The organism is Catenibacterium sp. AM22-6LB (assembly GCF_003435615.1).
GTDB lineage: Bacteria > Bacillota_I > Bacilli_A > Erysipelotrichales > Coprobacillaceae > Catenibacterium > Catenibacterium mitsuoka_A.
Window position 1 is genome coordinate 20,274 of the sequence record NZ_QTUM01000013.1, and the last position, 21,925, is coordinate 42,198.

The 21,925-nt window shown below is 39.5% G+C and carries 24 protein-coding genes and 1 tRNA gene; 5 read left to right on the plus strand and 20 right to left on the minus strand.

Features of this window, described 5'->3' with window-relative positions:
- Window positions 1–2: 2 nt before the first annotated feature.
- The 17 genes from DW269_RS04540 to cysE form a co-directional block, all read right to left on the minus strand.
- Window positions 3–2,390, minus strand: coding sequence for a VirB4-like conjugal transfer ATPase, CD1110 family (locus tag DW269_RS04540; RefSeq protein ID WP_002588967.1), 2,388 nt, complete (start codon window positions 2,388–2,390; stop codon window positions 3–5).
- Complete coding sequence (locus tag DW269_RS04545) at window positions 2,350–2,784, minus strand: PrgI family protein (protein ID WP_002304375.1); 435 nt, start codon at window positions 2,782–2,784, stop codon at window positions 2,350–2,352. The genes DW269_RS04540 and DW269_RS04545 overlap by 41 nt, the downstream gene beginning before the upstream one ends.
- A 17-nt stretch (window positions 2,785–2,801) precedes the next feature.
- Complete coding sequence (locus DW269_RS04550) at window positions 2,802–3,668, minus strand: VirB6/TrbL-like conjugal transfer protein, CD1112 family (protein WP_002304374.1); 867 nt, start codon at window positions 3,666–3,668, stop codon at window positions 2,802–2,804.
- Window positions 3,669–3,693: 25 nt separating this feature from the next.
- Window positions 3,694–3,909: a Maff2 family mobile element protein gene (locus DW269_RS04555; protein WP_002576404.1), complete on the minus strand. Its 216-nt coding sequence runs from the start codon at window positions 3,907–3,909 to the stop codon at window positions 3,694–3,696.
- An 83-nt stretch (window positions 3,910–3,992) separates the two neighbouring features.
- Complete coding sequence (locus DW269_RS04560; protein WP_002304334.1) at window positions 3,993–4,385, minus strand: helix-turn-helix domain-containing protein; 393 nt, start codon at window positions 4,383–4,385, stop codon at window positions 3,993–3,995.
- A 5-nt stretch (window positions 4,386–4,390) separates the two neighbouring features.
- Window positions 4,391–4,711, minus strand: a complete 321-nt coding sequence (locus DW269_RS04565) for a hypothetical protein (RefSeq protein WP_002304332.1) — start codon at window positions 4,709–4,711, stop codon at window positions 4,391–4,393.
- Window positions 4,712–4,723: 12 nt separating this feature from the next.
- Window positions 4,724–6,475 carry a VirD4-like conjugal transfer protein, CD1115 family gene (locus tag DW269_RS04570; protein ID WP_002588968.1) on the minus strand — a complete coding sequence of 584 codons (1,752 nt, stop codon included), beginning with the start codon at window positions 6,473–6,475 and terminating at the stop codon, window positions 4,724–4,726.
- The gene (locus DW269_RS04575) at window positions 6,475–6,957 is read right to left on the minus strand and encodes a PcfB family protein (protein WP_002304320.1); all 483 of its coding nucleotides are present in this window, start codon (window positions 6,955–6,957) and stop codon (window positions 6,475–6,477) included. The genes DW269_RS04570 and DW269_RS04575 overlap by 1 nt, the downstream gene beginning before the upstream one ends.
- A gap of 36 nt (window positions 6,958–6,993) precedes the next feature.
- Window positions 6,994–7,305: a DUF5720 family protein gene (locus DW269_RS04580; RefSeq protein ID WP_002304317.1), complete on the minus strand. Its 312-nt coding sequence runs from the start codon at window positions 7,303–7,305 to the stop codon at window positions 6,994–6,996.
- A 10-nt stretch (window positions 7,306–7,315) separates the two neighbouring features.
- Window positions 7,316–7,957, minus strand: coding sequence for a DUF3846 domain-containing protein (locus DW269_RS04585; protein WP_002588969.1), 642 nt, complete (start codon window positions 7,955–7,957; stop codon window positions 7,316–7,318).
- Window positions 7,958–8,011: 54 nt separating this feature from the next.
- Window positions 8,012–8,539 carry a hypothetical protein gene (locus DW269_RS04590; RefSeq protein WP_002304315.1) on the minus strand — a complete coding sequence of 176 codons (528 nt, stop codon included), beginning with the start codon at window positions 8,537–8,539 and terminating at the stop codon, window positions 8,012–8,014.
- A gap of 8 nt (window positions 8,540–8,547) precedes the next feature.
- On the minus strand, window positions 8,548–9,474 hold the full coding sequence (locus DW269_RS04595) for a ParB/RepB/Spo0J family partition protein (protein ID WP_117458727.1): 927 nt from the start codon (window positions 9,472–9,474) through the stop codon (window positions 8,548–8,550).
- On the minus strand, window positions 9,431–10,258 hold the full coding sequence (locus DW269_RS04600; RefSeq protein WP_002304313.1) for a ParA family protein: 828 nt from the start codon (window positions 10,256–10,258) through the stop codon (window positions 9,431–9,433). Before DW269_RS04600 ends, DW269_RS04595 begins: the two co-directional genes overlap by 44 nt.
- Before the next feature lie 6 nt (window positions 10,259–10,264).
- Complete coding sequence (locus DW269_RS04605; RefSeq protein ID WP_002304312.1) at window positions 10,265–11,194, minus strand: DUF6017 domain-containing protein; 930 nt, start codon at window positions 11,192–11,194, stop codon at window positions 10,265–10,267.
- The gene (locus DW269_RS04610) at window positions 11,191–11,394 is read right to left on the minus strand and encodes a hypothetical protein (protein ID WP_223385014.1); all 204 of its coding nucleotides are present in this window, start codon (window positions 11,392–11,394) and stop codon (window positions 11,191–11,193) included. Before DW269_RS04610 ends, DW269_RS04605 begins: the two co-directional genes overlap by 4 nt.
- Window positions 11,395–11,963: 569 nt before the next feature.
- Window positions 11,964–12,040: transfer RNA gene (locus tag DW269_RS04620), tRNA-Arg, on the minus strand.
- Window positions 12,041–12,191: 151 nt separating this feature from the next.
- The gene (cysE, locus tag DW269_RS04625; protein ID WP_022425388.1) at window positions 12,192–12,731 is read right to left on the minus strand and encodes a serine O-acetyltransferase; all 540 of its coding nucleotides are present in this window, start codon (window positions 12,729–12,731) and stop codon (window positions 12,192–12,194) included.
- 148 nt (window positions 12,732–12,879) lie between these two features.
- Between cysE and DW269_RS04630 the strand changes: the two genes are divergently transcribed.
- The 4 genes from DW269_RS04630 to DW269_RS04645 all read left to right on the plus strand — a co-directional run bounded on the left by DW269_RS04630 (window position 12,880) and on the right by DW269_RS04645 (window position 17,433).
- Window positions 12,880–13,551 carry a LytTR family DNA-binding domain-containing protein gene (locus tag DW269_RS04630; protein WP_117458728.1) on the plus strand — a complete coding sequence of 224 codons (672 nt, stop codon included), beginning with the start codon at window positions 12,880–12,882 and terminating at the stop codon, window positions 13,549–13,551.
- A complete protein-coding gene (locus tag DW269_RS04635) occupies window positions 13,548–14,759 on the plus strand; it encodes a GHKL domain-containing protein (RefSeq protein ID WP_117458729.1) in 1,212 nt (403 codons plus the stop codon). The genes DW269_RS04630 and DW269_RS04635 overlap by 4 nt, the downstream gene beginning before the upstream one ends.
- Window positions 14,760–14,841: 82 nt before the next feature.
- Window positions 14,842–16,809, plus strand: a complete 1,968-nt coding sequence (locus tag DW269_RS04640; protein ID WP_117458730.1) for a hypothetical protein — start codon at window positions 14,842–14,844, stop codon at window positions 16,807–16,809.
- Window positions 16,810–17,433, plus strand: a complete 624-nt coding sequence (locus DW269_RS04645) for an ATP-binding cassette domain-containing protein (RefSeq protein WP_117458731.1) — start codon at window positions 16,810–16,812, stop codon at window positions 17,431–17,433. It abuts the gene before it with no gap.
- A 76-nt stretch (window positions 17,434–17,509) separates the two neighbouring features.
- Here the strand turns inward: DW269_RS04645 and DW269_RS04650 are convergent, their stop codons facing one another.
- The 3 genes from DW269_RS04650 to DW269_RS04660 all read right to left on the minus strand — a co-directional run bounded on the left by DW269_RS04650 (window position 17,510) and on the right by DW269_RS04660 (window position 20,598).
- The gene (locus tag DW269_RS04650) at window positions 17,510–18,721 is read right to left on the minus strand and encodes an ATP-binding protein (RefSeq protein ID WP_117458732.1); all 1,212 of its coding nucleotides are present in this window, start codon (window positions 18,719–18,721) and stop codon (window positions 17,510–17,512) included.
- Window positions 18,722–18,851: 130 nt separating this feature from the next.
- Window positions 18,852–19,517, minus strand: coding sequence for a phosphatase PAP2 family protein (locus tag DW269_RS04655; protein ID WP_199409923.1), 666 nt, complete (start codon window positions 19,515–19,517; stop codon window positions 18,852–18,854).
- A 73-nt stretch (window positions 19,518–19,590) separates the two neighbouring features.
- A complete protein-coding gene (locus tag DW269_RS04660) occupies window positions 19,591–20,598 on the minus strand; it encodes a glycosyltransferase family 2 protein (RefSeq protein WP_117458733.1) in 1,008 nt (335 codons plus the stop codon).
- Between the two features lie 132 nt (window positions 20,599–20,730).
- Between DW269_RS04660 and DW269_RS04665 the strand changes: the two genes are divergently transcribed.
- Window positions 20,731–21,840 carry a hypothetical protein gene (locus DW269_RS04665; protein ID WP_117458734.1) on the plus strand — a complete coding sequence of 370 codons (1,110 nt, stop codon included), beginning with the start codon at window positions 20,731–20,733 and terminating at the stop codon, window positions 21,838–21,840.
- The last annotated feature ends 85 nt before the right edge of the window (window positions 21,841–21,925 follow it).

The following is a 21,925-nucleotide window of genomic DNA, read 5'->3' on the forward strand; positions in this document are numbered from 1 at the left end:
CATTACGCCTCCTTTTCCTGTGCCACCTCGTTTAACTTCGTGGTCATAATGCGATACAGTTCCAGATCTGTCGGGAATCGGTCAATGAACGGCAGAATCACATTGCCATAGAACAGAAGTCCTTCGCCCTCACCGGAGTTGGTTACATAGGACAGCTGATGCGGCGAAATGTTCAACCGCTGTGCCAGAATACTTCGGTCATCGCTTGCCTGATTCAGCATATAGATGAAATCAGAGTTTTCGAGGATGTTGGCAATCTCCGGGGAACGAAGCAGGTCTTTGACATTCTGAGTAATACCGGTCGGCAAGCCGCCCCATTTACGGAATCGCTTCCAGATTTCTACGGAATAGGTTGCCGTCTGTTCTTCCTTCAGAAGCAGATGGAACTCGTCAATATAATATCTGGTCGATTTACCGGCAGAACGGTTGGCAGTTACACGCCCCCAGACCTGATCCTGAACGATCAGCATACCGATTTTTTTCAGCTGATTGCCCAGCTCCTTAATGTCGAAGCACACCAGACGATTCTGAATATCCACATTGGTTCTGTTGTTAAACAGTTTCAGAGAACCCTTAACATAGATTTCCAAGGCGGTCGCTACATGGTGGGCTTCCTTTTCGTCCTGTTTCAGAAGGGCATCATACAAATCCTCAAGGATCGGCATATTCTCAGGGGCAGGATTGTCGAAATATCTCTGGTAAATCTGATGCACACAACGGTCGATAACCGTCTTTTCGATAGGCTGCAAGCCATCCTTACTGCCCATAATCAACTCACAGAGGGACAGGATAAAATCAGCTTTCAGTGCTACCGGGTTGTCATCCTCAGAGTAGTTCAGGTTGATGTCCATAGGGTTGATATAGTTGGTACTGGAGGAGCTGATTTTTACCACCTGACCATTGAACTTGTGAACCAGAGCCGCATATTCCGCTTCGGGGTCGCAGATGATAATATCGTCATCCGTAACCAGGAACGCATTGGTGATTTCACGCTTTGCGGAAAAGGATTTACCGGAACCGGGAGTACCCAGAATCAGTCCGTTGGGGTTCTTGAGCTTCTTTCTGTCCACCATGATAAGGTTGTTCGACAGAGCATTCAGCCCGTAATAGAGCGTTTCTCCACCATTCTGGAACAGCTCCTGCGTGGTGAAAGGCACAAAAATAGCCGTGGAACTGGTAGTCAGGCCACGACGAATCTCAATCAGGTTTTGTGCCAAAGGCAGGCTGCTCATCAGTCCGGATTCCTGCTGAAAATCCAAACGACGCAGATTGCAGTTATGCTTCTGGGCGATGCTCTGTGCCTGGAACACATTGTTCTCCAGTTCCTGCTCCGTGCGCCCGGTGTTCAGCACCAGAAATGTCACCATGAACATTCGCTCATTCTGGCTCTGCAATTCTTTCAGAAGTGACTTCGCATCTTTACCATAGGTAGCAAGGTCAGATGGGATAATGTCCATGTCATAGCCAGAACGCACAGCCTTTTTCTGTTCCTCGATTTTGGAACGGTCAAGCTCGGTGATGATTCTCTTGATGGTCTTAATCGCCGCAGTCTGGTCAACCGACTGGATGTGCATGGTCACGATCTGCGTGGATTCCATATCCAGAAAATCCGCCAGCATACGATCAGACAGGTCTGATGCCGTAATTGCCAGATAAGACATCGAACCGAAGATACTGCCCATCTGGAAGGTGCGGTTGGTCTTAAAGGCAAACGCCGTCGGAGCAATGAAGTCCTTTACGGACAGCCCGGATTCCACAAGATACTTCCAATCGAAGAAGAACTTATCATTATCACCCATGTGGAACATAGAGTGCATCAGATGCAGCCGCTCTTTGCCGTTCATGGTAGTGGCAATGACACCCAAACGCCGAAAGTTATTGAGCAGATCGTTTTCGATATGGTTGAGTCTCGGCTTTGCCTGCCGCATGGATTCGGCTTCAATGCCGAATGTCAGGTACTTGGTTTTGGTCAAGCCGTTGTTGCCCTGCGCCAACTGCTTTTTCAGCATCTGGCTATACTCGGCACGGACGGGATTGAAGCTGTCCTTCTTGAACGGGATACGGATACTCTTTTCAAAGCTTTCAGCATCGGTACTCAGGTTCATAAAGGAAAGCTCAAAGTGAATGGAGCTGTCAAAGAAATTCAGGAAACTGCACCACTCATCGAAGATGGCAGTCTTATCTTCCTGCTGTGCCAGCTGATAGTTGATGTCCTGAAACTGAATGGTCTTGGTGTAATAACTGTCAGTGACACGGCAGATGCCATCCGGGAACATTCTCTGAAAGGGAATGGACTGCTGTGCAGTCTGCGGAATACCGTTGTCCTTCTTTGCCCGTTCCACAACAGCTTTAATTTCTCGCTGCTGCTTCCGATTCAGATTTGCAGGCATTTTGATGTTTCTTGCCTGTGGCTTCTTTTTGAAAAACAATTCGTTCAACCTCCTTTTCCAGTTTGTACTGACGCATCAAAGCGTCATAATAGTTGTCCGTCTGATAAGGGCGAACCTTGGGACGAACGAATTTGGTCTGAATGAAGTGTTCTACAACCACTTCCAACGGCTGACTATCCTTTTCATACATTGCCAGAAAGAACAACGGTAACATGACGATCATCATGGACAGTGCTGCAAGGCTCACATTTCCGGTTGCTTTGACCAGAAAGAAAATCGGCACTCCGATGAGCGCCGCCGCACCAAAGCAAAGTAACTGCCGTTTCGTCAGATTGAAGAACACTTTTGTTTTTACCCTCGTCAGGTCACGAGGTACGGGAATATACGCTGCCAAACAATTTCCTCCTTCCCTTAGTGAGCGCTGAATACACCCTTCGCAAGCGAACCAGTCTTAAACAGGGTGAAGCACAAAAGGACGGTGTAGCCCATAACACCCCAGATAGAACCGATGATGTCATCACTGAATGCGATAGACTGAATCAGCACCGCATAAATGCCCACGCAGATCATAATCAGGAATCCCTGGAATCCGATTGCAAACAGCGAACGCAGATAATTCTGTCCGATATTGCTCTGTTCTCTGTTTCCAAAAGTGGAAAGCGGAATCGGGGCAAGGCTGACCATCAGATAAATTTCAATCATTCGACCGTAGACGATCACAAAGATGATGATTGCCAAAGCGGACATCGTGACCTGCACGATAAAGGATTGCAGGAACAAGCCGAGCAAAGGACCCAAATCCATTGCCATCAGCGTTTCTTCCATTGTTTCCAATGCCGAAGCATCTATGGCAGTATTTCCGGATATGATACCGGCGCTTGCGTTTATAACGTGCTGTGTCACATCAAACACAGCCATCGTGATATTGAATGTGTTTGTGATTAACATGACCGCAACAAAAGTCTTGAACACCCATTTGAAGAAGATCCAGGTTTCAAAATTTGCCAGATTGTTGTGGTCAATAATCATCTGAATTAGCTCATAACAGGCAATGAAGGTCAGAATCAAGCCTGCGATTGGGATAATCACTGACTCGGAGATGTTTCGTACCATGGCAAAGACACCCGGCGAAAAATTCGCCGGGGTCATGCCAACGGAGGTTGCTATCTCGCCAACCTGGTTGTTGACGGACTCAAACATCCCCGACAGATTTCCCATAATAGCTGAAACGAGCATTTCTTTCAGCCAGTCTGTGATCTGTTGGAGTATGCTGTCCAAAGGCGATTACCTCCTTGTTTTGTGATTAACCGAACAGTCCGGAGAGCAGAGGTACAAGGGTGGTGCCGATGAGGGCAACACCGCCGCCAGCCATGAGCTGCTTCATGCCCTGGGACTTTGCGCCGGGGTTATCGTTGCCGTAGCCCTCAAGCAGATTGATTGCACCCCAGATGCCAAGACCTGCGCCCAGAGCGATAACGAGAGTCTGAAGAACGGTTACTGCGCTATTGAAAAATGCCATAATATTTTCCTCCTAAAATTTGAAATTGTTTTGAGAATAGAAAAAGCCCTCCGTACTACCGGCATCAAAACCGGACGGAAGGCTTAGTTTACGAGAATCTTTTCAAGGAACTCCTCGACGGTTATCACGCCAAGTTTCTGTTCCATTCTGCTTCTTGCATATTCAGTTTCACAATCATATATATCACCACCACCTTTCATAAGAAACAGCCAATACATTGACTGCAACAAATCTTCACGAGAAGCACAGATTGTCGGTGAAAAAACGACAGGTGAAACCTTCAGAACCTCTGCGAGTTTCGCTGTGGTTTCTGCATTAGGGGTTCGAGCGTTTTTCTCATACTGAGCAATACGGACATCCGCTGTTTTCTCGGAATACCCCATCAGGAGTCCAAGCTCTTTCTGGGTAAGGCGGCGAAATCGTCTAACGAACTTCAATCGCTGCCCAATAGAGGTATCCGTGATCCACCAAGTCATTTTTTTTACACCTCGCTTTCTGCAAATTCTCGATATACAACCTCATTTTTTGCTCTGCGCTTGCCTACGGCTTCACTGGGAGCAAGGTCAGGGTAGGTTGCCTGCACTTTCTGTCTGCTTCTGCGGACAGTTTCAAACCCCGGAAAGCTGCGTCTATCCAGTTCCTTCAAAAACACAGGAACCGTCATGGCATGAATGTCGATGCCACGCAGACCGGAATAGTGTTCCAGTACCATCAGGTACAAATGATTGTCGGTATTTCTTGCCTTGTGGTCGTGTTCCAAGATGTTCTTAACCAGGGCAGATACCGTTTTCAGATTTTCCAAACAGAAACCTCCTTAATCCGCATCGACTACCACAAACTCATCACCTGCCTTGAGCTTCAACCTTCGACTCAGAAACTGCTCAATGTTGAACTCATTTCTCTTATCAAAGTCTGATGTGTACTTATAATTGGGGTGCTGCGTCAGATCGTACTTGTCAGAAAGAAACGGTCTGACACCACGCAACTGCAAAATACACTTGCTGCCATCCAGAACCGCAAGCTCATCTACGCTCGCAAGGTCTTTGCCTAACTTCTGATAATTCAAGCCGTAAGACGGGCTGTTACCTCTGGTGTTGGAGGTGTTGTAGGTGTCGATAGTTTCTTTTCCCAATGCCTGATTCAGTTCTTTGAGCGTGGTTGGCTCAGAACCACCCAGGAAAATTCGGGAATCCATGTTGCCGATGATGGTATCGGCATTGTCTTTATAAATGGCTTTCAGCTGTGATTGTGCCTGGAGAACAAGGCAAGCCGATATTTCACGGCTTCGGATTGTCGCTACCAGTTTTTCCAGATTGGGAATCTGACCGATGTTTGCCATCTCATCAATCAAGCAGCGCACATGAACCGGCAGTCTGCCGCCGTACACATCATCTGCTTTCTCGCACAACAAGTTGAACAGCTGTGTGTAAATCATGGAGATCAAAAAATTAAACGTCGCATCCGTATCTGACATAATCAGAAAGAGCGCCGTTTTCTTATCTCCGAGAGTATCCAACTGCAACTCGTCATAGGCAGTCACATCTCTGACCTCCTGAATATCAAAAGGAGCCAGACGAGCGCCGCAGGAAATCAAAATCGACTTAGCGGTCTTGCCGGCAGCCAGCTTGTATTTTTTATACTGACGGACTGCAAAGTGATTCGGCTTTTTCTTTTCCAGGGCTTCAAACATCAGATCCACCGGGTTCTGGAACTCCTCATCATCTTCCCGCACCTCCATTGCGTTCAGGAACTCAATCAGGGTGGAGAAATTCTGTTCCTCAACCGGAGCTTCATAGTGGATATATCCGATCAAGGCACAGTAGAGCAGCGTTTCCGCCTTCGTCCAGAACTCATCACCGGCTTTTCCATCACCCTTTGTGTTGGCAATCAGCGTTGTCACCAGTTTCAGAATGTCTTTTTCTGAATGGATATAGGCAAATGGGTTATAGTGCATCGACTTCTGAAAGTTGATGGTGTTGAAAATCTTGATGGTGTAGCCATGCTTCAAAAGGGCGTTGCCGCACTCAATCACGATGCTGCCTTTCGGGTCAGTGACCACATAGGAACTGTGCATCTGGAGAAGGTTTGGCTTCAACCAAAAGCGAGTTTTACCGGAACCCGAACCGCCGATAATCAGAACATTCTTATTTCGGGCATTGGCAGGATTCTTCGGGCGATTGCTCATCATCAGCCGCTCCGTTTTCGTCAGGATCACATTGTCCTCGAACTTTGGTGCAATAAACGGCTCAATATCTTTTGCCGTTCCCCAACGAGCAGAACCGTACTCAACATTGTGTCGGTACTTCTTTGCGTTTTTGCCTTTTAGATAGACAGCCAGCCGAAGTCCTGCGCCGCAGAGAATACCAATCAGCAAATCCAACGGGTGAAAGCTGGGAAACGGATTGTTCAGGGCTATCGGAAGGGCATGAAAAAAGCTGAGGATTTTCGCAGATGAATCTGCCCCCTCAGCCAATCTCCATGCTTCTCCTAAATTCGTAGCGAACAACCCTACCAGAAAATACGGTAAATTCAGAATCAGGAGCTTTTTCATTTTTCTCTTATCCATCACAGATCACGCTCCTGTTTCTTCTCTCGAACCTTCTTCGGAATCGCTGCGACAATTTCCTTGAACTTCTTCAGCTGCGCCAGAACGCTCGGCTTTTCATTCTTGGTTAATGCCCTTGCCTGATGTTCCTTGCAGATTGCATCCAAAGCATCTGCATCTTTAGAACGGACAAAAACAAGAAACCGGGGAGGATCAACGGACTTATCTTTTCTTACGGCAAAGTCCACGCCATACTTCTTGGCGAGCTTTTCAAAATCACGGATACTCTCTTTGTCGATCTCAACATTCGTAGCACCCTGATTCTGTCCCAAAAGCTGTTTCACGGATTGCTTTCCATGAACGGCAGGGTCTCGTGCCTTTTTCATCTTCACTTTTTCCCGGTGCTGCAAATACTTGCGGATACCGGCAATGATAGTGCGCCCCGTCAGCTTGGTTGTGCTGATCGCCAGGTTTACTGTTCTGTTTTCAACTTCTTCCTGCATGATTCATCACCTCCTGCAAGCAGTAGAGTGAACAGATTATCGTGCCATATCTCTGTGGTCGTAATACAGATTGCCCTTGGCAACTGCGGCATGGCTGATAATCTTGATATTGCCAGCTTTCTGGTTATCCAGAGCCTTCTGATAACCCACATCGCTCAAATACAGGCGATTTCTTTCGCCTTTCCAACCGACAGGCGATTCATCGGTCAGCACATCGAAAATAATCATGTGCTTGGTGGCGTCATCAAATCGTGCCAAGTCCATATAGGTATGTCCCTGGTACTCCTTGGCACCATCCTGAATCCGCTTTCGCTCCATCAGCTCTCCAATCGTCGAATTTCTTTGCATAAGAACCTCCTTACAGAACATCTCGGTCAGGGTTACTTTTGTGGGGAACCGAATCAGCTTTGACAGGTGCATCTTCTTTCTTCACCATGTCATCCGGCAGGGGAAGCGCCATAATGCTGCGCCCCATGCGTACAAAAGTCTCAGGCTGATGAAAGTGTTCCTCAAACTGCTTCATCAGTTCCGGGGACAGAGAACAAAAATCATCCTCGCCCAATCCCACAACCAGAAAATCACCGGCGATAATGTCATAAATATCGCCGTCATCATCACGCAGCGCACGGTTCAGTTCTTTGCCTACGAGTTTACCTTCGTCGTGCATCACCAGTGCAACCGGCTCATTGAACGGATAAGTTGCCTCAATATCGCCACCTACGGCTTTCTGCAAATCCTCCAGCTCACAGCCGATCTGCACAGCCTGCGGATACATGAACGGCTTTACCAGCAACACATTCATGGTATCTGCCTGTTCTTTCTGAACCTCCCGTTCCTCGGTCGTGCCGAACGCAACACCGGTAAAGTTTTCGGAGTCCAGAATGTACTCCGAATTGTAATAAGCGGCTCTAACCTGTTCCTCTGCCGCATCGTGAGATTCTGCTTGCACCGTAACCGTTTTCTCCAAGGTTTCGGTGATCTTCACATCGTATTCTTTCAAGTTTCGATACCTCCGTTTCTTTGGAAATAAGAAAAGCGACCATCCATGAACCTGTTACAGTTCATAAATAGTCGCATCCACATCGGCTAAAAGCTCGAACAAGCAAATATCGTCCAGTTCGCAAATCAGGGAACCCATGTCGAAGAAAATATCGTCCTCGCATTCCACCGTAGTAACCACGCTGCGGTGTTCGTTAAGACAAATGGCTTCTTCCTTGTCCATCGTGATCGTAGACATACAGGACACCACATAGAATGTCATATCTTCTGCTAACCACAGCTCCTTGCTCTGAATCGTGCGAACTTTTTCATCGCCGCTCATATCTTCTACATAGGACAGAAGCCGCACGGCTCTGCTGTTCAGAAGTACCTTTCCCTGATAGTCGATACCCTCACCAGCAGAGGACAATACTCGATACTCGCTAATCATCTCGGCATTTTTCTGAAACGACTTTGCCAGAAGCGCAGGAGAAATATCATCGAACTCCTCACTGTAGTTTACGAGCATATCTACCATATAATCAGGATCGCAAAGGTCGTAGAGTTCTTCCAAAGCGCCCTGAATGTTTTTGGGTGTAAACATTTTTTACCTTACCTTTCCATTGATTTTTCTCTTTTTTTCTGCCATTGCTCCAAAAGCTGAATGATTTTATCCTCCATCTGCTTGTTGGTATAGGACTTCGGGAAGTATTTTCGCAACGAATCCGTTTTGAAGGTTACTCTGTCCAGCTCTCCCTTCTTGATTTCATTCATAATCTCGCACATCGCATCCAGCGTACACTCGCCCTCCTGTGCGAGCTTTTTAATTCGCTGTGCTTGCGAAAGGGAAGGAGCTGCTTGAGCATAATCCATTGCAGAAAGAAAATCCTTCTGTTCTTCACTTGCCAGATAGGAAAGCTCCACCGCAGGATTGAATTTGATCTGACCCGTATCTACCATATCCAGCAGTTCCGGAATCAGTTCGGTCTGACGGATATAACGGTGTACCTGATTTCTGCTTTCTCCTGCCTCCTGACCGACTATATCCATTGCCTGCAACTTCATCCCAACTTGGGATGAAGTTAAATCGGTGCGTTGACCTTGATGTTTAATCGCATCCAGCTTCATCTTATAAGCAAATGCTCTTTCACTCGGCAGGATACTCTCCCTCTGCAAATTCGCATCAACCATCAAAATAATGGCTGCATCATCGTCCAGGTCACGAACAATCGCAGGCATGGTTTCCTTACCCGCAAGCTCCGATGCCCGGTGCCGCCTGTGACCAGAAACGATTTCATAACCACCGTCGGGGTCAGGACGGACAATCGCAGGAGTGAGAACTCCGAAATCTCGGACGCTCTCTGCCGTTTTCATCATTTCTTCATCATCAACCACACGGAAGGGGTGTCCCTCAAAGGGGTGTAGCTCAGAAAGCGGAATTTCCTGCACACGCTCCTGCTGGGCTTCAGCTCTGGATTGATCGGTGGAGAAAATATCATCGTACCCCTTCAAGCTGATGTTTGCGCCTTTTTTCTGCATTGTTTAACACCTCCTTCGTCAGAATTTTATAGGCTTCGGCAACTTTGCCTTTGGGATCATGCTTGAAGATACTGGTTCCCTCTGCGCTGATTTCCTCTGCACGGACAGAGCGGGGAATGTCGGTCTTGTAAACCTTCAGCTTTCCGCCGTAGCTCTCCCGAATCAGATTGCTGATGTCTTTGGAGTAGTTGGTGCGGCTGTCCACCATCGTCAGAAGAATCCCTTCAATCCTCAGTTTCGGGTTGATTTGCCTCTTGACCTTGTTGATGGTTCCAAGCAGCTGTTCCAGACCCTTTGCAGGAAGGTATGCTGCCTGAACCGGTATCAGCACATTGTCGGCAGCTGCCAACGCATTGACGGTCAGCATACCCAAAGACGGCATACAGTCAAGAAGAATGTAATCATAATTCTGTTTGACTGTATCCAGGTATTGCCGGAGAATGGTTTCCCGGCTCATGGCATTGACCAGTGCTACCTCCATACCTGAGAGTTCGATGTTGGACGGCACCAAATCAACGCCCTCCGGATGATGAAGAATCCCTTCATCGGGAGTAATAGGGTTTTCCATCATAATCTTTCCCATCAGATCGGAAAGTGTCGGAGACAGATCATCCGGGCAGGGATTGCCCAAACTGACCGTCAGGGAAGCCTGGGGATCGGTGTCTACCAGAAGCACCTTTTTTCCTTCAAGAGCCAAGCCAACGCCCAGATTCTCGGTGGTGGTGGTCTTTCCAGTGCCTCCTTTCTGATTGACCACCGCAATGATGGTTGCTTTTTTCGACATTTATCGTCACTCTCCTTCCTCTCGCTTCATTTTCAATTTCTTAAATCCTCCTTCCAAATATCCGTGTGACATATCGTGCCGAACAAGAGCATCGTAGTAGGTGTCTATTGTCGTCGGCGCATTGTATATCGTAGTCAGCATATACTGACGGATATTTCTAATCTTTGTGGTGTTCTCCTTGAAGCAGTCCATAACATATCGAATGTGTTCGGCATTCAGTTTCATAAACCGACTGCGGACAATTTCTGCCGGACGCTCCTCTGCACCAATGCGAATCAACGGTCGCTTCGTGCAAACTGTTTCAACGATCAACTCCAGAATGTTATCCAGCATTTCGGAATCGTAAGGGTAATCCTTCTTCAACAAATCCATACTGAGCTGATCCGAGAAATAATCAAAGTATTCTTGATACCGGTCATTCTCGTCCATCATTCCACCATTTCCGGAAGGAAAGATAGAATCAGTATCACTAAATTCAGTATTTTTAATATCAGTATTATTACATTGTGATTTCGGAAGTTCTTGAGTTGTGATTTCCATTGTTCCAGAATTGTGATTTTCACAATTCAAGAGTTGTGAATCCACAGCAGAGATAAAGTTCTTCACATAGATCAGGTTGGGCTTTCCCAAACCCTGGCGCTTACGTTCAATCAATCCTGCTTTCTTCTCAAGTTCACTGAGCAGCTTGATAGCCTTTTGTTCAGCACAGTTCAGAGCCATCTTCGCTTCGTCGATTGTAAAAATGATATACACTCTACCGTTTTTATCTATCCAACCATTCTTGGCAGACAGGCTCATGCGGTCAAGCAAAATGCCATACAGCATCTTGGCATCGGCAGAAATATTCCAGAACCTCTCGTTCGTGAACAACACCTTCGGAACTCGATAGAATGTGAATAGATCGGATTGCTGACCGTAAAAATAATCAAAACTCACACGGCTTCACCACCTTCTTTCTGCGGAAAACTTTCTGTTGTCAGCGGAATGCTGCGGAAAGTCGTATCCGTCTTTTCGTAAGGACATCGGGCAAAATAGTAGAAGCGGTATTCCTGTTCATACACATCCATATCAACGAAGCCCCACTTCACGCATAACCTTCTTCGTACACCAACCAATGCACGGGTGATCTCGCCCATAGGGACAGCCATCACATTCCGACTTGGGTTTCGGCGGCAAAGAGATTAAGTAGTAGCAATTATTTCTACCCAGACGGCAGCCCTTTCTGCCATTCGTCCAGAAGTAGCAGTAATGACAGTCGCTCGGCTTGTCTGCGGTATAAACAGGCTTGCTCAAATAAAACACCTCCAATCTCTTGTATTTGCCCATGGGTTTGGGCATAAAAAAAGAGCGCCTATCCATCCCCAATGCGGGGCAAATAGACGCTCTATGTACATAACGATATTTAATTTTATCTGCTATAACTGCATGGTATTCAAAACATCCGCCTTTTTTGATTAGCTGGATTTTTGGCACGATTTTGGGGCTGATTAGCAGGAAGGGCATTTTCATTAGCAAGAACAGCCCGTTTTCTGCTAAAAATTAGCTGGCGATTTTGTCTTATAACAACCGTTCGATTCTGGAGGGGTTGTCAAAAATCAAATTTTGGAGTAGAATTTTATCTCATACAGTGAAAGAGCTTTTTCGTAGCTTTTTATATAAGAAAAGCCGAAAACCCTTGAAAACAAAGGCTTTCGGCGTTGTTCACTGGCGTCCATAAGAGGATTTGAACCTCCGACCCCACGCTTAGGAGGCGTGTGCTCTATCCAGCTGAGCTATATGGACGTGTCTGATATATGATTATAGCCCGATCAAAGTCGAACTGCAATCCCTTATTTAGTTTTTTTTGAGGTGGCCGTTGTAACGCAACCTTAGGAGGCGAATGCTCTATCCAGCTGAGCTACTGAGACACTTATATAGGGGCTTATGCCCCTTTTTATAATTCGCGATGTACTTTGACACCATTCTCTTTCACAATCATACCAGGAACACCTACTACTGTACAGTTAGGTGGTACATCTTTCAATACAACTGAATTCGCACCTACAATACTATTATCTCCAATAGTAATATCTCCAATGATTTTTGCACCAGCTGAAATCATTACATTATTGTGTAAGGTTGGATGTCTTTTACATGTATGTTCTCCTGTACCTACCCCTCCAAGAGTCACACCTTGATATAATAAACAATCATCACCAATAATGGTTGTTTCCCCAATTACAACTCCCATACCATGGTCAATAAATAATCGTTTACCAATCGTTGCACCTGGATGTATTTCAATTCCTGTAAAAAAGCGTGCTACTTGTGACAGGAAACGTGCAATTAATTTCATATGACATTTTGTCCATAAGAAATGATTGATGCGATAAAAAAAGATAGCATGTACACCTGGATAGTTCAATATTACATTGAACCAGTTACGTGATGCTGGATCATTTTCTAATACTGCACCAACAATAGTTTTCGCCATTCTCCCCACTCCTTTTTCCCTATTATAAGGATTTATCATTTGATGGTCAAACAATGTAATAATAAATCCTAATCATCTTAGGGAATAGATACTGTCATTGACAAAATATAATATATTTTTTATTATCTCTCTAAACAGGGAGGATGTTATGTTTCATATTGCAATTGTAGATGATGATCAATCGATTCATCAAAAGTTAGAAGAAATGATTACTTCTATATTATTCAAATACCCTATACCTTTTACAGTATCTCACTTCTTTTCTGGTAATGAACTACTCAACAACAAAGATACATTTTCTCTTATTATACTAGATATAGAAATGAATGATGGAGATGGTATTTTAACTAAGAACTCATTAGAAGTTCATACTCCTATTATCTTTCTCTCTTCATATCAGGATAGAATGATAGAAGCATTTGGTAATCATGTAATTGCTTATTTATTAAAAAATAGTCATACCTTGTCACAGGACTTAGAAAAATATCTCATTCAAATATCAAAGACAGATTGTATCTATCTAGATAATCAGATGATTGATTATAAAGAAATCATCTACTTAAAGGCAGATAATGTTTACACAATAATCCATACATACAGTAAAGATTATCTCATTCGCAAATCATTAAAAGATATGGAGAAAGAACTTCACTTCCCTTTCTATCGTGTTCACAAGTCATACATTATTAACTTTGATTATTTGAAAGATATCAATCACTTAGAACTTACACTCACAACTTCAGAAATAATCAAAATCAGTAGAGGCAAACTAAAAGACATCCAACAAAGCTATTATGATTATATAAGGAGTACACTATGATTTCATTTTGCGAACAAATACTACTCATGTTGAATGTTTTGATGATCAGTTATTTATTATTCAATAAAGAGTTCAATAAACATCATTGTGTTAAGGGAATAATTTGTTTCTTAGCTTCATTAGTTGTAATTGTATTAAAGAAAGAAATCAATCCCTCTATCATCAATATCGTCTTTATGTTTCTTGCTTATATTTTTATTTTTGATTTATCCTTGGAATCTATCAAAGAATTTATTTCTTCTTATATTGTCATGGTATTCTTTCAAATATGTATCAATTCGTTCTTGTCATTCTACGATATCAATCACTTATCATTCATCAGTGCACTTGTGTCATTGATTCTTATAACTCTCCTTTGTTTTATCACAAAGCGAAATCATTTAATCATTAATAACTCTATTTTGATTATTCTATCTTCTGTCTGTATATTATTATCAGCACAGCTTGTCTTATTGACTAATCTCTACATTTCTATGAATAAGAGTATAAAATGGAATATCATTTTATTTCTCATTACATCACTATTATTGATGCTCTTACTATATTTCTGTTTGAAAATGAATTATGAAAAGAAAAAAGAAGATATATCAAAGCAGAATCTAGAAACAATCATCCAGCTGCAGCAGTCATATCTTTCTTCTTATACACATAAATATCAGGAACTTAGAAAATTCAAGCATGATTACAATAAACAGATTCTCATGATTAAGGACTATTATTTAAATCAACAAGATCAACTGCTTCCTTATTTAGATATTCTCAGTCATCATCTATATAAGACCAATAATGATTCACAAAATCATATTATTAATATGCTTTATCAGTATTTCAAAGAGGAATATCCTCAAGTCCATAGTCATATAGATGATCAAGTACTAGGAACTATCACAATGAATGATTCAAAGCTATCATCGTTAATATATAATCTATTTAAAAATAGCTTTGAAGCATCTTCTAAAACAACAGATAAAAACGTTTCTATCTCTTTAAAAAATAAAAACAATAATCTATATATACAAATAAAGAACTCAATTGATCAGCCTGTCACTCTTAAAGAAGGCTATACAAGTAAAGAAAATAAAAATAATCATGGTATTGGACTCACAATCATTAATGAGATTGTAGATGAATATCATGGAATCAATCAATACCAGCAAACAGACCAATGTTTAGTGAATGACATCATACTCTTTGATGTGATTCACTAAACAACAACAAACTGCACTTTACAACAATTAAATGTAAGTGCAGTTTTTATTATGTTAGAGTGCATGTGAAAGAGAGATTACTATGAAAAAAGCTATTATTATCATCTTTTGTATCCTTACATGTAACTTCTTTTCTGTAAGCTATACACTCACAAGCCATGAATACTTTAATCATATTGTATATGCAGAAAAAGGATTACCTGGCTTTTATTCTATTCAAATTCCTCATGATATTATGAATAATGATTCAACTCAAATATTGCATACTGTAAAGAATTGTTTAGATAAATATCAGGGTAATTTGTTTATCACGAAGAATAAGGATAACCATTACAAGAAATATGTTTATCCTACTTATGATAAGAATCAATATTTAAAGTCTACCCCTATGTTTGATCATACATTCACTTTTAATACTTATACGCTAGATAAACTATTGAGTGATGGATACCAGCTAGAGGGAGAAGTATATGTTACCTTTCCAAATGAACAGTCTTTCAATCAATTTAAGAATGAGATGAATGCAACATTACATATATCTATAAAAGACCTCAATGACTCAAGCGGACAGGTAGATTATATGATATGGATTATCATTTGTTTAGCTGCTTTCTATTTCATTCTTGTGTTGGTTATTATTTATGACTTACTGCAGAATTATAAACTTTTCAGCATCAAGAGACTGGAAGGATATAGTTTATTTTCTATTGGGTATGATTATATATGTCCCATTATACAATCACAATTTCTTATTACTTTCATAGGATTCTTTGTCCTTACATTACTAGTATGCAGACATATAAATCAATCTGTCATTCAATTTTTAATTGATCATTTCTTGATTTTATTCTTATTTCTATTACTCACTTTGAGTATATGTGTTCTTATGATCAATCACTTTAAAGATGTGAAAGCAATAGACTTCCTCAAAAACAAAGGTCCATCTAAAACAATCATTTATTTCAATCAAGCTGTCTTATTCATGATGATTTTAGTTATTCTATTTCTCTCATCTATTGGAATAGAGACTGGTTATTCGCTATTAAGTAGAATGAATAATCATAATGAGTGGAATACAATGAAACATTATTCTATCTTGAGTGAAGTCTCCAATGTAGAGAATAGTGACTTGTTTAGTAGTCAGAATTTTTTAAACAAACAAAAAGAACTTTATCAAGAATTCAATCATCTTGGTAGTCTCTATGCAGACTTTAATGAATTTGATAAAGAAACATATACAAATACAAGTATGGCCTATGTCAATACAAACTATCTAAAGAAACAAGTGATTCAAGATATACATGGCCATACTATTCACATCAGTGAAGATGAAAAGAAAAGAGTAGTCTTAGCACCTCAAAACTATTCAAAAAAGAAGATATATAAGATGACTCAGGCTATGTTTGATACACCGCATGGTATTAAGATTATCTATTATAAAGACAATCAGAAATTCTTTACTTATAACTCTTTAATCGTATCTGATTATTCAAATAGTATTACAAATCCTGTTGTACAGGTTCTTACAAATGAAAATGGATTACCTGAAGATTATGATGTCATTCTAGGATATAAATATAATCCTTATAAGATCAAAGGCTCTCAAAAAAGAATTCAGTCCATTTTAAAAAAATATAGTTTAAATCAATATGCTTCTAAAATCATTACCGCATATGATGAAATGTCTCTTTTAAATCATCAAGAACAAACACTCTTTATTGCGGTTATTATGATTTCTGTCGCATTAGTCAGTTTAATGATATTAATGATTTACCAGAATATTCATATATTCATCCAGTATCATGCATCACTTCTTGCGATAGAGACAATGGAAGGTTATACACCTCTTAGCAAGTATTTCTATTTTGTGAAATCAACAGTTGTTTTATTTATATCTACATTCTTAATTTCTTTATTATGTCATTCTTATTTCATCTACACTCTTATTATTCATTTGATTCTTATGACTCTATGGGGTATGACTTATGTACTTTCCATAAAGAAATTTGAGAGAAAGAATATCATTCATCTATTGAAAGGAACTTTTTAAATGATTGAATTAAAAAACATAACAAAACATTATGATACAAAAATAATCTTTGATCATTTTAATCTCACTATAGAAAAAAATGAACTTGTCGCAATTGTAGGAAATAGCGGTTCTGGTAAATCTACATTACTTAATATCATGGGGTTATTGGAAGAGATAGAAGAGGGAGAAATTATCATTAATCATCATTCAATTTCAAATAAGAAAGATGCATTATTACTTATGAGATATGATATAGGCTATATGTTTCAAAACAATGCACTAATAGATGATTATACCGTCAAAGAGAATCTTGATATTGTATTGAAGTATTCAAAACTCAATAAGAAAGAAAAATTGAATGCAGTAAAACAAGCACTCACTACTGTTGGGCTAGAAGGATATGAGAATAGAAAAATATATTCTTTATCTGGTGGAGAAGCTCAGCGTATCGCATTTTGTAAGTTGCTTCTTAAAAAGCCGAAGATTGTGTTATGTGACGAACCTACCGGTTCACTTGATGAAACAAATACAAAAATGATGATGAACCTATTATTGGAATATCATCATAATGGTGCCACTGTAGTGATTGTGACTCATGACCTAGATGTTGCGAAGCTTTGTGAGAGAGTTATTCATATTTAATCAGTAATAGGCAATATAGTACTTTTTCTATATTGTCTTTTTACATGCGCAAAAAAATGAGTCTCTCAACTCATTTCTAATACTCTTTACTTAATAAGAAATCCACTATGTTCATTGTTTTTATTCCTTCATAGTTACCACCCGCAAAATTATCTGCCATCACAACATACTTAGGATAATTATCTCTGATTTCTAAAAGCTGTTCATATTCCCTTTTCTGTGTTTTTTCAGACTTTATTTCCTGTGTTACCTGAACATAGATTTTTTCATTTTGTTTTGTTGCAACAAAATCAATCTCTTTATCTTTTATCTTACCAATATAAACATCATAGCCTCTTCTTTTAAGTTCTAGATATACAATATTTTCTAAAGATGCTGCGACACTATCTACAGTATAACCTAACACAGAATAACGCAAAGAAACATCCGCAAGATAGAATTTCTCCTGTGTTTTTAATATATCTTTTCCCTGCAAATCATATCGAGAACACTTATGAAGAATATAGGCTTTCTGTAATTTCTCTAAATAGCTATAAACTGTTTCATTGTCAATCTTTCTCTGTTCTGATTTAAAATAATTAGAAATCGATTTTGCAGAAAATGTATTCCCAATATTATTAAAAGTATATTTTACAACTCTTTCTAGCTGGTCTATCTTCTTGACCTGATTTCTTCGTACTATATCAGAAAAGATCGTAGAATTATAAATGTCCTTCACAATCGTATAAACTTCATCCTGAGAATAATCCTGTAAATGAGTTGCAGGGAATCCACCCAATCGTACGTATTGGCTAAATTCCTGTTTCAAATCCTTAAGAGTCGTATAGCTTTTCTTGAACATAAGATATTCTTCAAATGACAAAGTATAAATATGAAAAGTAATATATCTTCCCGTTAGATATGTGGATATCTCCGAAGACATCATTCTTGAATTGGATCCTGTAATATAGATATCTACATCAAAGTCTGAAGCAAGAGTATTCACTACTTTTTCCCATCCTTCAATTTCTTGTATCTCATCTAAGAATAAGTATGTCTTTTTTGATTGTATTATTTTTGACTTCAATTCCAGATACAATTCTTTTGTAGTCATATCTTCATATTCCATAGAATCAAAGCGATAACTAAGAATCTGTTCATCATCCACATGCTTCTCTTCTCTTAGTTTTTTAATAATCATCTTCAGAATTGTTGATTTACCACAACGTCGAACTCCAGTCAATATTTTCACAAATGGAGTATCTACAAAAGGCATGATTTTATCTAAATATAATGGTCTCTCTATCATACAATCACCTCTTTCATATAAATTTTATCGCAAAACTATCATTATCACAATGGTTTTGCGGTTTTAAACCGCAAAACATTATTATTTTATGAATTATTGCGATTAAAAAGGTGTCATTTTACTGACACCTTTAGCCTTTATTAGGAAACTTAGAATATACAAATTGACGTAAACGTGGATGTTCTCTCTTATAAATGAGCTGATAGAGCACATATGCGATTATACTTGCTGCTACAGCATCCATACATGAATGCTGTTTGATGAACATTGTAGATAATGTAATAAGTACTGCTGAGATAATCGCAAATATATGCATTGGTTTATTGTCTTTGAATTTCTTTGATTTAATGAGTGCAATCGCACATCCTATTGAATTAAATACATGAATACTTGGAAATACATTGGTTGGTTTATCTGCCCCATAAATGAATCTTAACCAGAACTGTTCAAAGGCATTGCCTGTAAGTACTTCTGGACGATGACAGAATGTTGTCGGGAAGATTGTGAATATGATGAGTGAAATGGTCATACCACAAGCTAAAAATGAAAAGCCACGATAGAATTCATCTGCATCATAAAAAAACAAAAATAACAAAGTTCCTGCAACAAATAAAAACCAATAGATATAAGGAATAATAAATGCTGGTACAAATGGTATGATATGATCTAATCCTACATACATATCAAAGAAATGACTAATATCTCTTTGTTGTAAGCCAAAGTACCAAGGCATATAAAATACAAAATAGACAAGAACCCATGCATGTTCATGAGTCTTTATGAATTTCTTAATCATTTAATCACCCAAATTTCATTCTATCGATTCGGTAGGTAATAGTCAACATAAAAAAACAGTGATAGAATCACTGTTAATTGAAACCAAATAGTTTCTGTGCAAGTTTATATCCACCAACGATTAGTTTACGTCCTAGTGGATCATTTAATTGCATAGCAAGACCTAATGCAGTCTTCTTTACTTCCTTATAAACGGCAGGCTTTGTATCCTTCATATAAGCCCATAAATCATTACGTTTCTGTAAGTTTTCTTCTGTACCACTCTTTACGCAGAGTACTGTAGTTACTGTAGTAATCATAGATAGATACTTGATTAAGTATTTTCTCATCTTACGTGATTTAAGCTTATCAATATCAATCGCATCAATCATACGTTTATTCACTCTGATCTGCTGATCAATACGTCCAATCATCACTGTTTCATTCACTGACTGATCATCACGACCAATGAAATAGTGATATAAATCAACATTTAGATAATACATAGTCTGAACAAATGGAATAGGTTCATACACAAATAAGTTATCTACATAGAATGTATGTTTAGGAAGTACAAGACCACTTGCACGTAATACTTCTGTACGATAGATAATTGAATGCATTAATAGGTTCTGTGATGGATAGAAATATTTCACATCATACCATCTAAAAATCTTATTTTCAGGGAATGCATTTGTATAACGAATAGGTTTCTGTGTATTCTTTGATGGTTTATCATAGACATAGTTACAAATCATCATATCAACATCATTACCAAGTTTCTTTAATGTCTGAATCACTTTAACTAAAGATGCTTCATCAAACCAGTCATCACTGTCTAACACTTTAAAAAAGCGTCCGGTTGCATTCTTTAAACCAGTATTCACTGCTTCACCATGTCCACCATTTTCCTGATGTATACATCTGATTGTTGCAGGATATTCTTCCTCTAATAAATCTCCTATTTCTCCTGTCTGATCCTTAGAACCATCATCAATGATTAAGATTTCAATATCATTTTCACATATTAATAATGGTTCAATAGCATGTCTCATATAATCTTGTGAATTATAACAAGGCACTGCAACTGTAAGAGTTTTCATATTTTTACCTCCATATAGATTTATTTTACCATAAATCACCTTAATAAGGCTATAATTTATCAACTATCGCTTGTGTTTACATCTAAAATTAATGTAATATATACTGTATACGTAAGGAGTTGAGGTAAACAAATGAATAGAGACGTAACATATAAGGATAGTTTACTATTTCATATTAGTACAATGAAGTTTCTTTGTCCTGTATTTGGTATTATCATGTTAGTTCTTGGCTTTATAGAAGCAAACGACGGTTATTATGTGATTACAGGGCTTGGTGTCATCGGGCTTCTACTTATGATTTATATCACTTTAAAGGTGAACAAGAAGAAGACTTTCTCTTATATGATGACTGAAGATGATATTACTTTTAAAGAAGGTAATAATGAAAAGAAGTATGCTTATGAAGACATTACTAAACTAGTAGATGATGGTAAGACACTTACTATTTATTCTGAAGAAGGTGTGATTGCACAGCTTTCTTCATTAGAATTTGAAGTGGCTGATTTAGCTGAATTAGTTGAAGAATGTACTGATCATAAGATCCCTTATGAAGATATTGAAGGTACAAAGGAAGCACCTAGTCGTATGCCTTCTGTATCAGTTACTAAACCAGTAATGCTTGTATTAACACTTATCCAGTTAGTGTCATTAGTGGCTGGTATGATTGGTGCACTTGATTCTCTTGTTGTGGGTGGATTAATTTCTATCGTTATCCCAGTGCTTGCAGGTATTTACTATTTAGGTCTAACTGCCGAAGGAAATCAGCCAGCAATCAAAGAATTATATGGATTGTTCTTCGGTAACTTTATTATCCCTACTATTACAGGATGGTTAATTCTATTTACTAAATATGCAATGGAAAATACAAGACCTCTTATTTATGCAGCAATTATTGTATTCTTAATTATCTTTGTATTCTATCGCTGGATTGGTGAAAAAGCTGGATTACCTAGAGATGCATTATTTACATGCTTCCTAATTATCTTTATTCCACTTGCATTATGCTGGATCAATGATCCTCTTGCAAAGGTAACTAATACAGATGAATGTATTATTACTAAAACAGAACATTATACAACTAAGTTCTCACAAGTATATCATTTCAATGTAAAAACAGGTAAAAAGAAATTTACTTATCGTGCTACCGCAAAAGAATTTAAAGAGTATAAGAAAGGCGATACAATAACAATCGTTACTAAAACTGGACCTTTCGCAATCAGCTATAAAGAAATCAAGAAATAGGCATTTGTCTATTTCTTTTTTTTATGCAATCGAGTAGGAGAAAATAATTAAAATTATTTTCGTCCTCTCACACCACCGGGCAAGC

What these genes read in the sequence shown, in the direction of transcription:
- DW269_RS04590 (WP_002304315.1), bottom strand. Translation starts at nt 8,539, where the DNA reads ATGTTTACACCCAAAAACATTCAGGGCGCTTTGGAAGAACTCTACGAC.
- cysE (WP_022425388.1), bottom strand. Translation starts at nt 12,731, where the DNA reads ATGGCGAAAACTATTGTTGGTGCAGTATTAGAAAATGATCCAGCATCA.
- DW269_RS04640 (WP_117458730.1), top strand. Translation starts at nt 14,842, where the DNA reads ATGAAAAAAGCTATTATTATCATCTTTTGTATCCTTACATGTAACTTC.
- DW269_RS04575 (WP_002304320.1), bottom strand. Translation starts at nt 6,957, where the DNA reads ATGCAGGAAGAAGTTGAAAACAGAACAGTAAACCTGGCGATCAGCACA.
- DW269_RS04665 (WP_117458734.1), top strand. Translation starts at nt 20,731, where the DNA reads ATGAATAGAGACGTAACATATAAGGATAGTTTACTATTTCATATTAGT.
- DW269_RS04540 (WP_002588967.1), bottom strand. Translation starts at nt 2,390, where the DNA reads ATGCCTGCAAATCTGAATCGGAAGCAGCAGCGAGAAATTAAAGCTGTT.
- DW269_RS04650 (WP_117458732.1), bottom strand. Translation starts at nt 18,721, where the DNA reads ATGATAGAGAGACCATTATATTTAGATAAAATCATGCCTTTTGTAGAT.
- DW269_RS04595 (WP_117458727.1), bottom strand. Translation starts at nt 9,474, where the DNA reads ATGCAGAAAAAAGGCGCAAACATCAGCTTGAAGGGGTACGATGATATT.
- DW269_RS04635 (WP_117458729.1), top strand. Translation starts at nt 13,548, where the DNA reads ATGATTTCATTTTGCGAACAAATACTACTCATGTTGAATGTTTTGATG.
- DW269_RS04660 (WP_117458733.1), bottom strand. Translation starts at nt 20,598, where the DNA reads ATGAAAACTCTTACAGTTGCAGTGCCTTGTTATAATTCACAAGATTAT.
- DW269_RS04655 (WP_199409923.1), bottom strand. Translation starts at nt 19,517, where the DNA reads ATGATTAAGAAATTCATAAAGACTCATGAACATGCATGGGTTCTTGTC.
- DW269_RS04600 (WP_002304313.1), bottom strand. Translation starts at nt 10,258, where the DNA reads ATGTCGAAAAAAGCAACCATCATTGCGGTGGTCAATCAGAAAGGAGGC.
- DW269_RS04610 (WP_223385014.1), bottom strand. Translation starts at nt 11,394, where the DNA reads ATGGGCGAGATCACCCGTGCATTGGTTGGTGTACGAAGAAGGTTATGC.
- DW269_RS04645 (WP_117458731.1), top strand. Translation starts at nt 16,810, where the DNA reads ATGATTGAATTAAAAAACATAACAAAACATTATGATACAAAAATAATC.
- DW269_RS04570 (WP_002588968.1), bottom strand. Translation starts at nt 6,475, where the DNA reads ATGGATAAGAGAAAAATGAAAAAGCTCCTGATTCTGAATTTACCGTAT.
- DW269_RS04630 (WP_117458728.1), top strand. Translation starts at nt 12,880, where the DNA reads ATGTTTCATATTGCAATTGTAGATGATGATCAATCGATTCATCAAAAG.
- DW269_RS04580 (WP_002304317.1), bottom strand. Translation starts at nt 7,305, where the DNA reads ATGCAAAGAAATTCGACGATTGGAGAGCTGATGGAGCGAAAGCGGATT.
- DW269_RS04560 (WP_002304334.1), bottom strand. Translation starts at nt 4,385, where the DNA reads ATGACTTGGTGGATCACGGATACCTCTATTGGGCAGCGATTGAAGTTC.
- DW269_RS04555 (WP_002576404.1), bottom strand. Translation starts at nt 3,909, where the DNA reads ATGGCATTTTTCAATAGCGCAGTAACCGTTCTTCAGACTCTCGTTATC.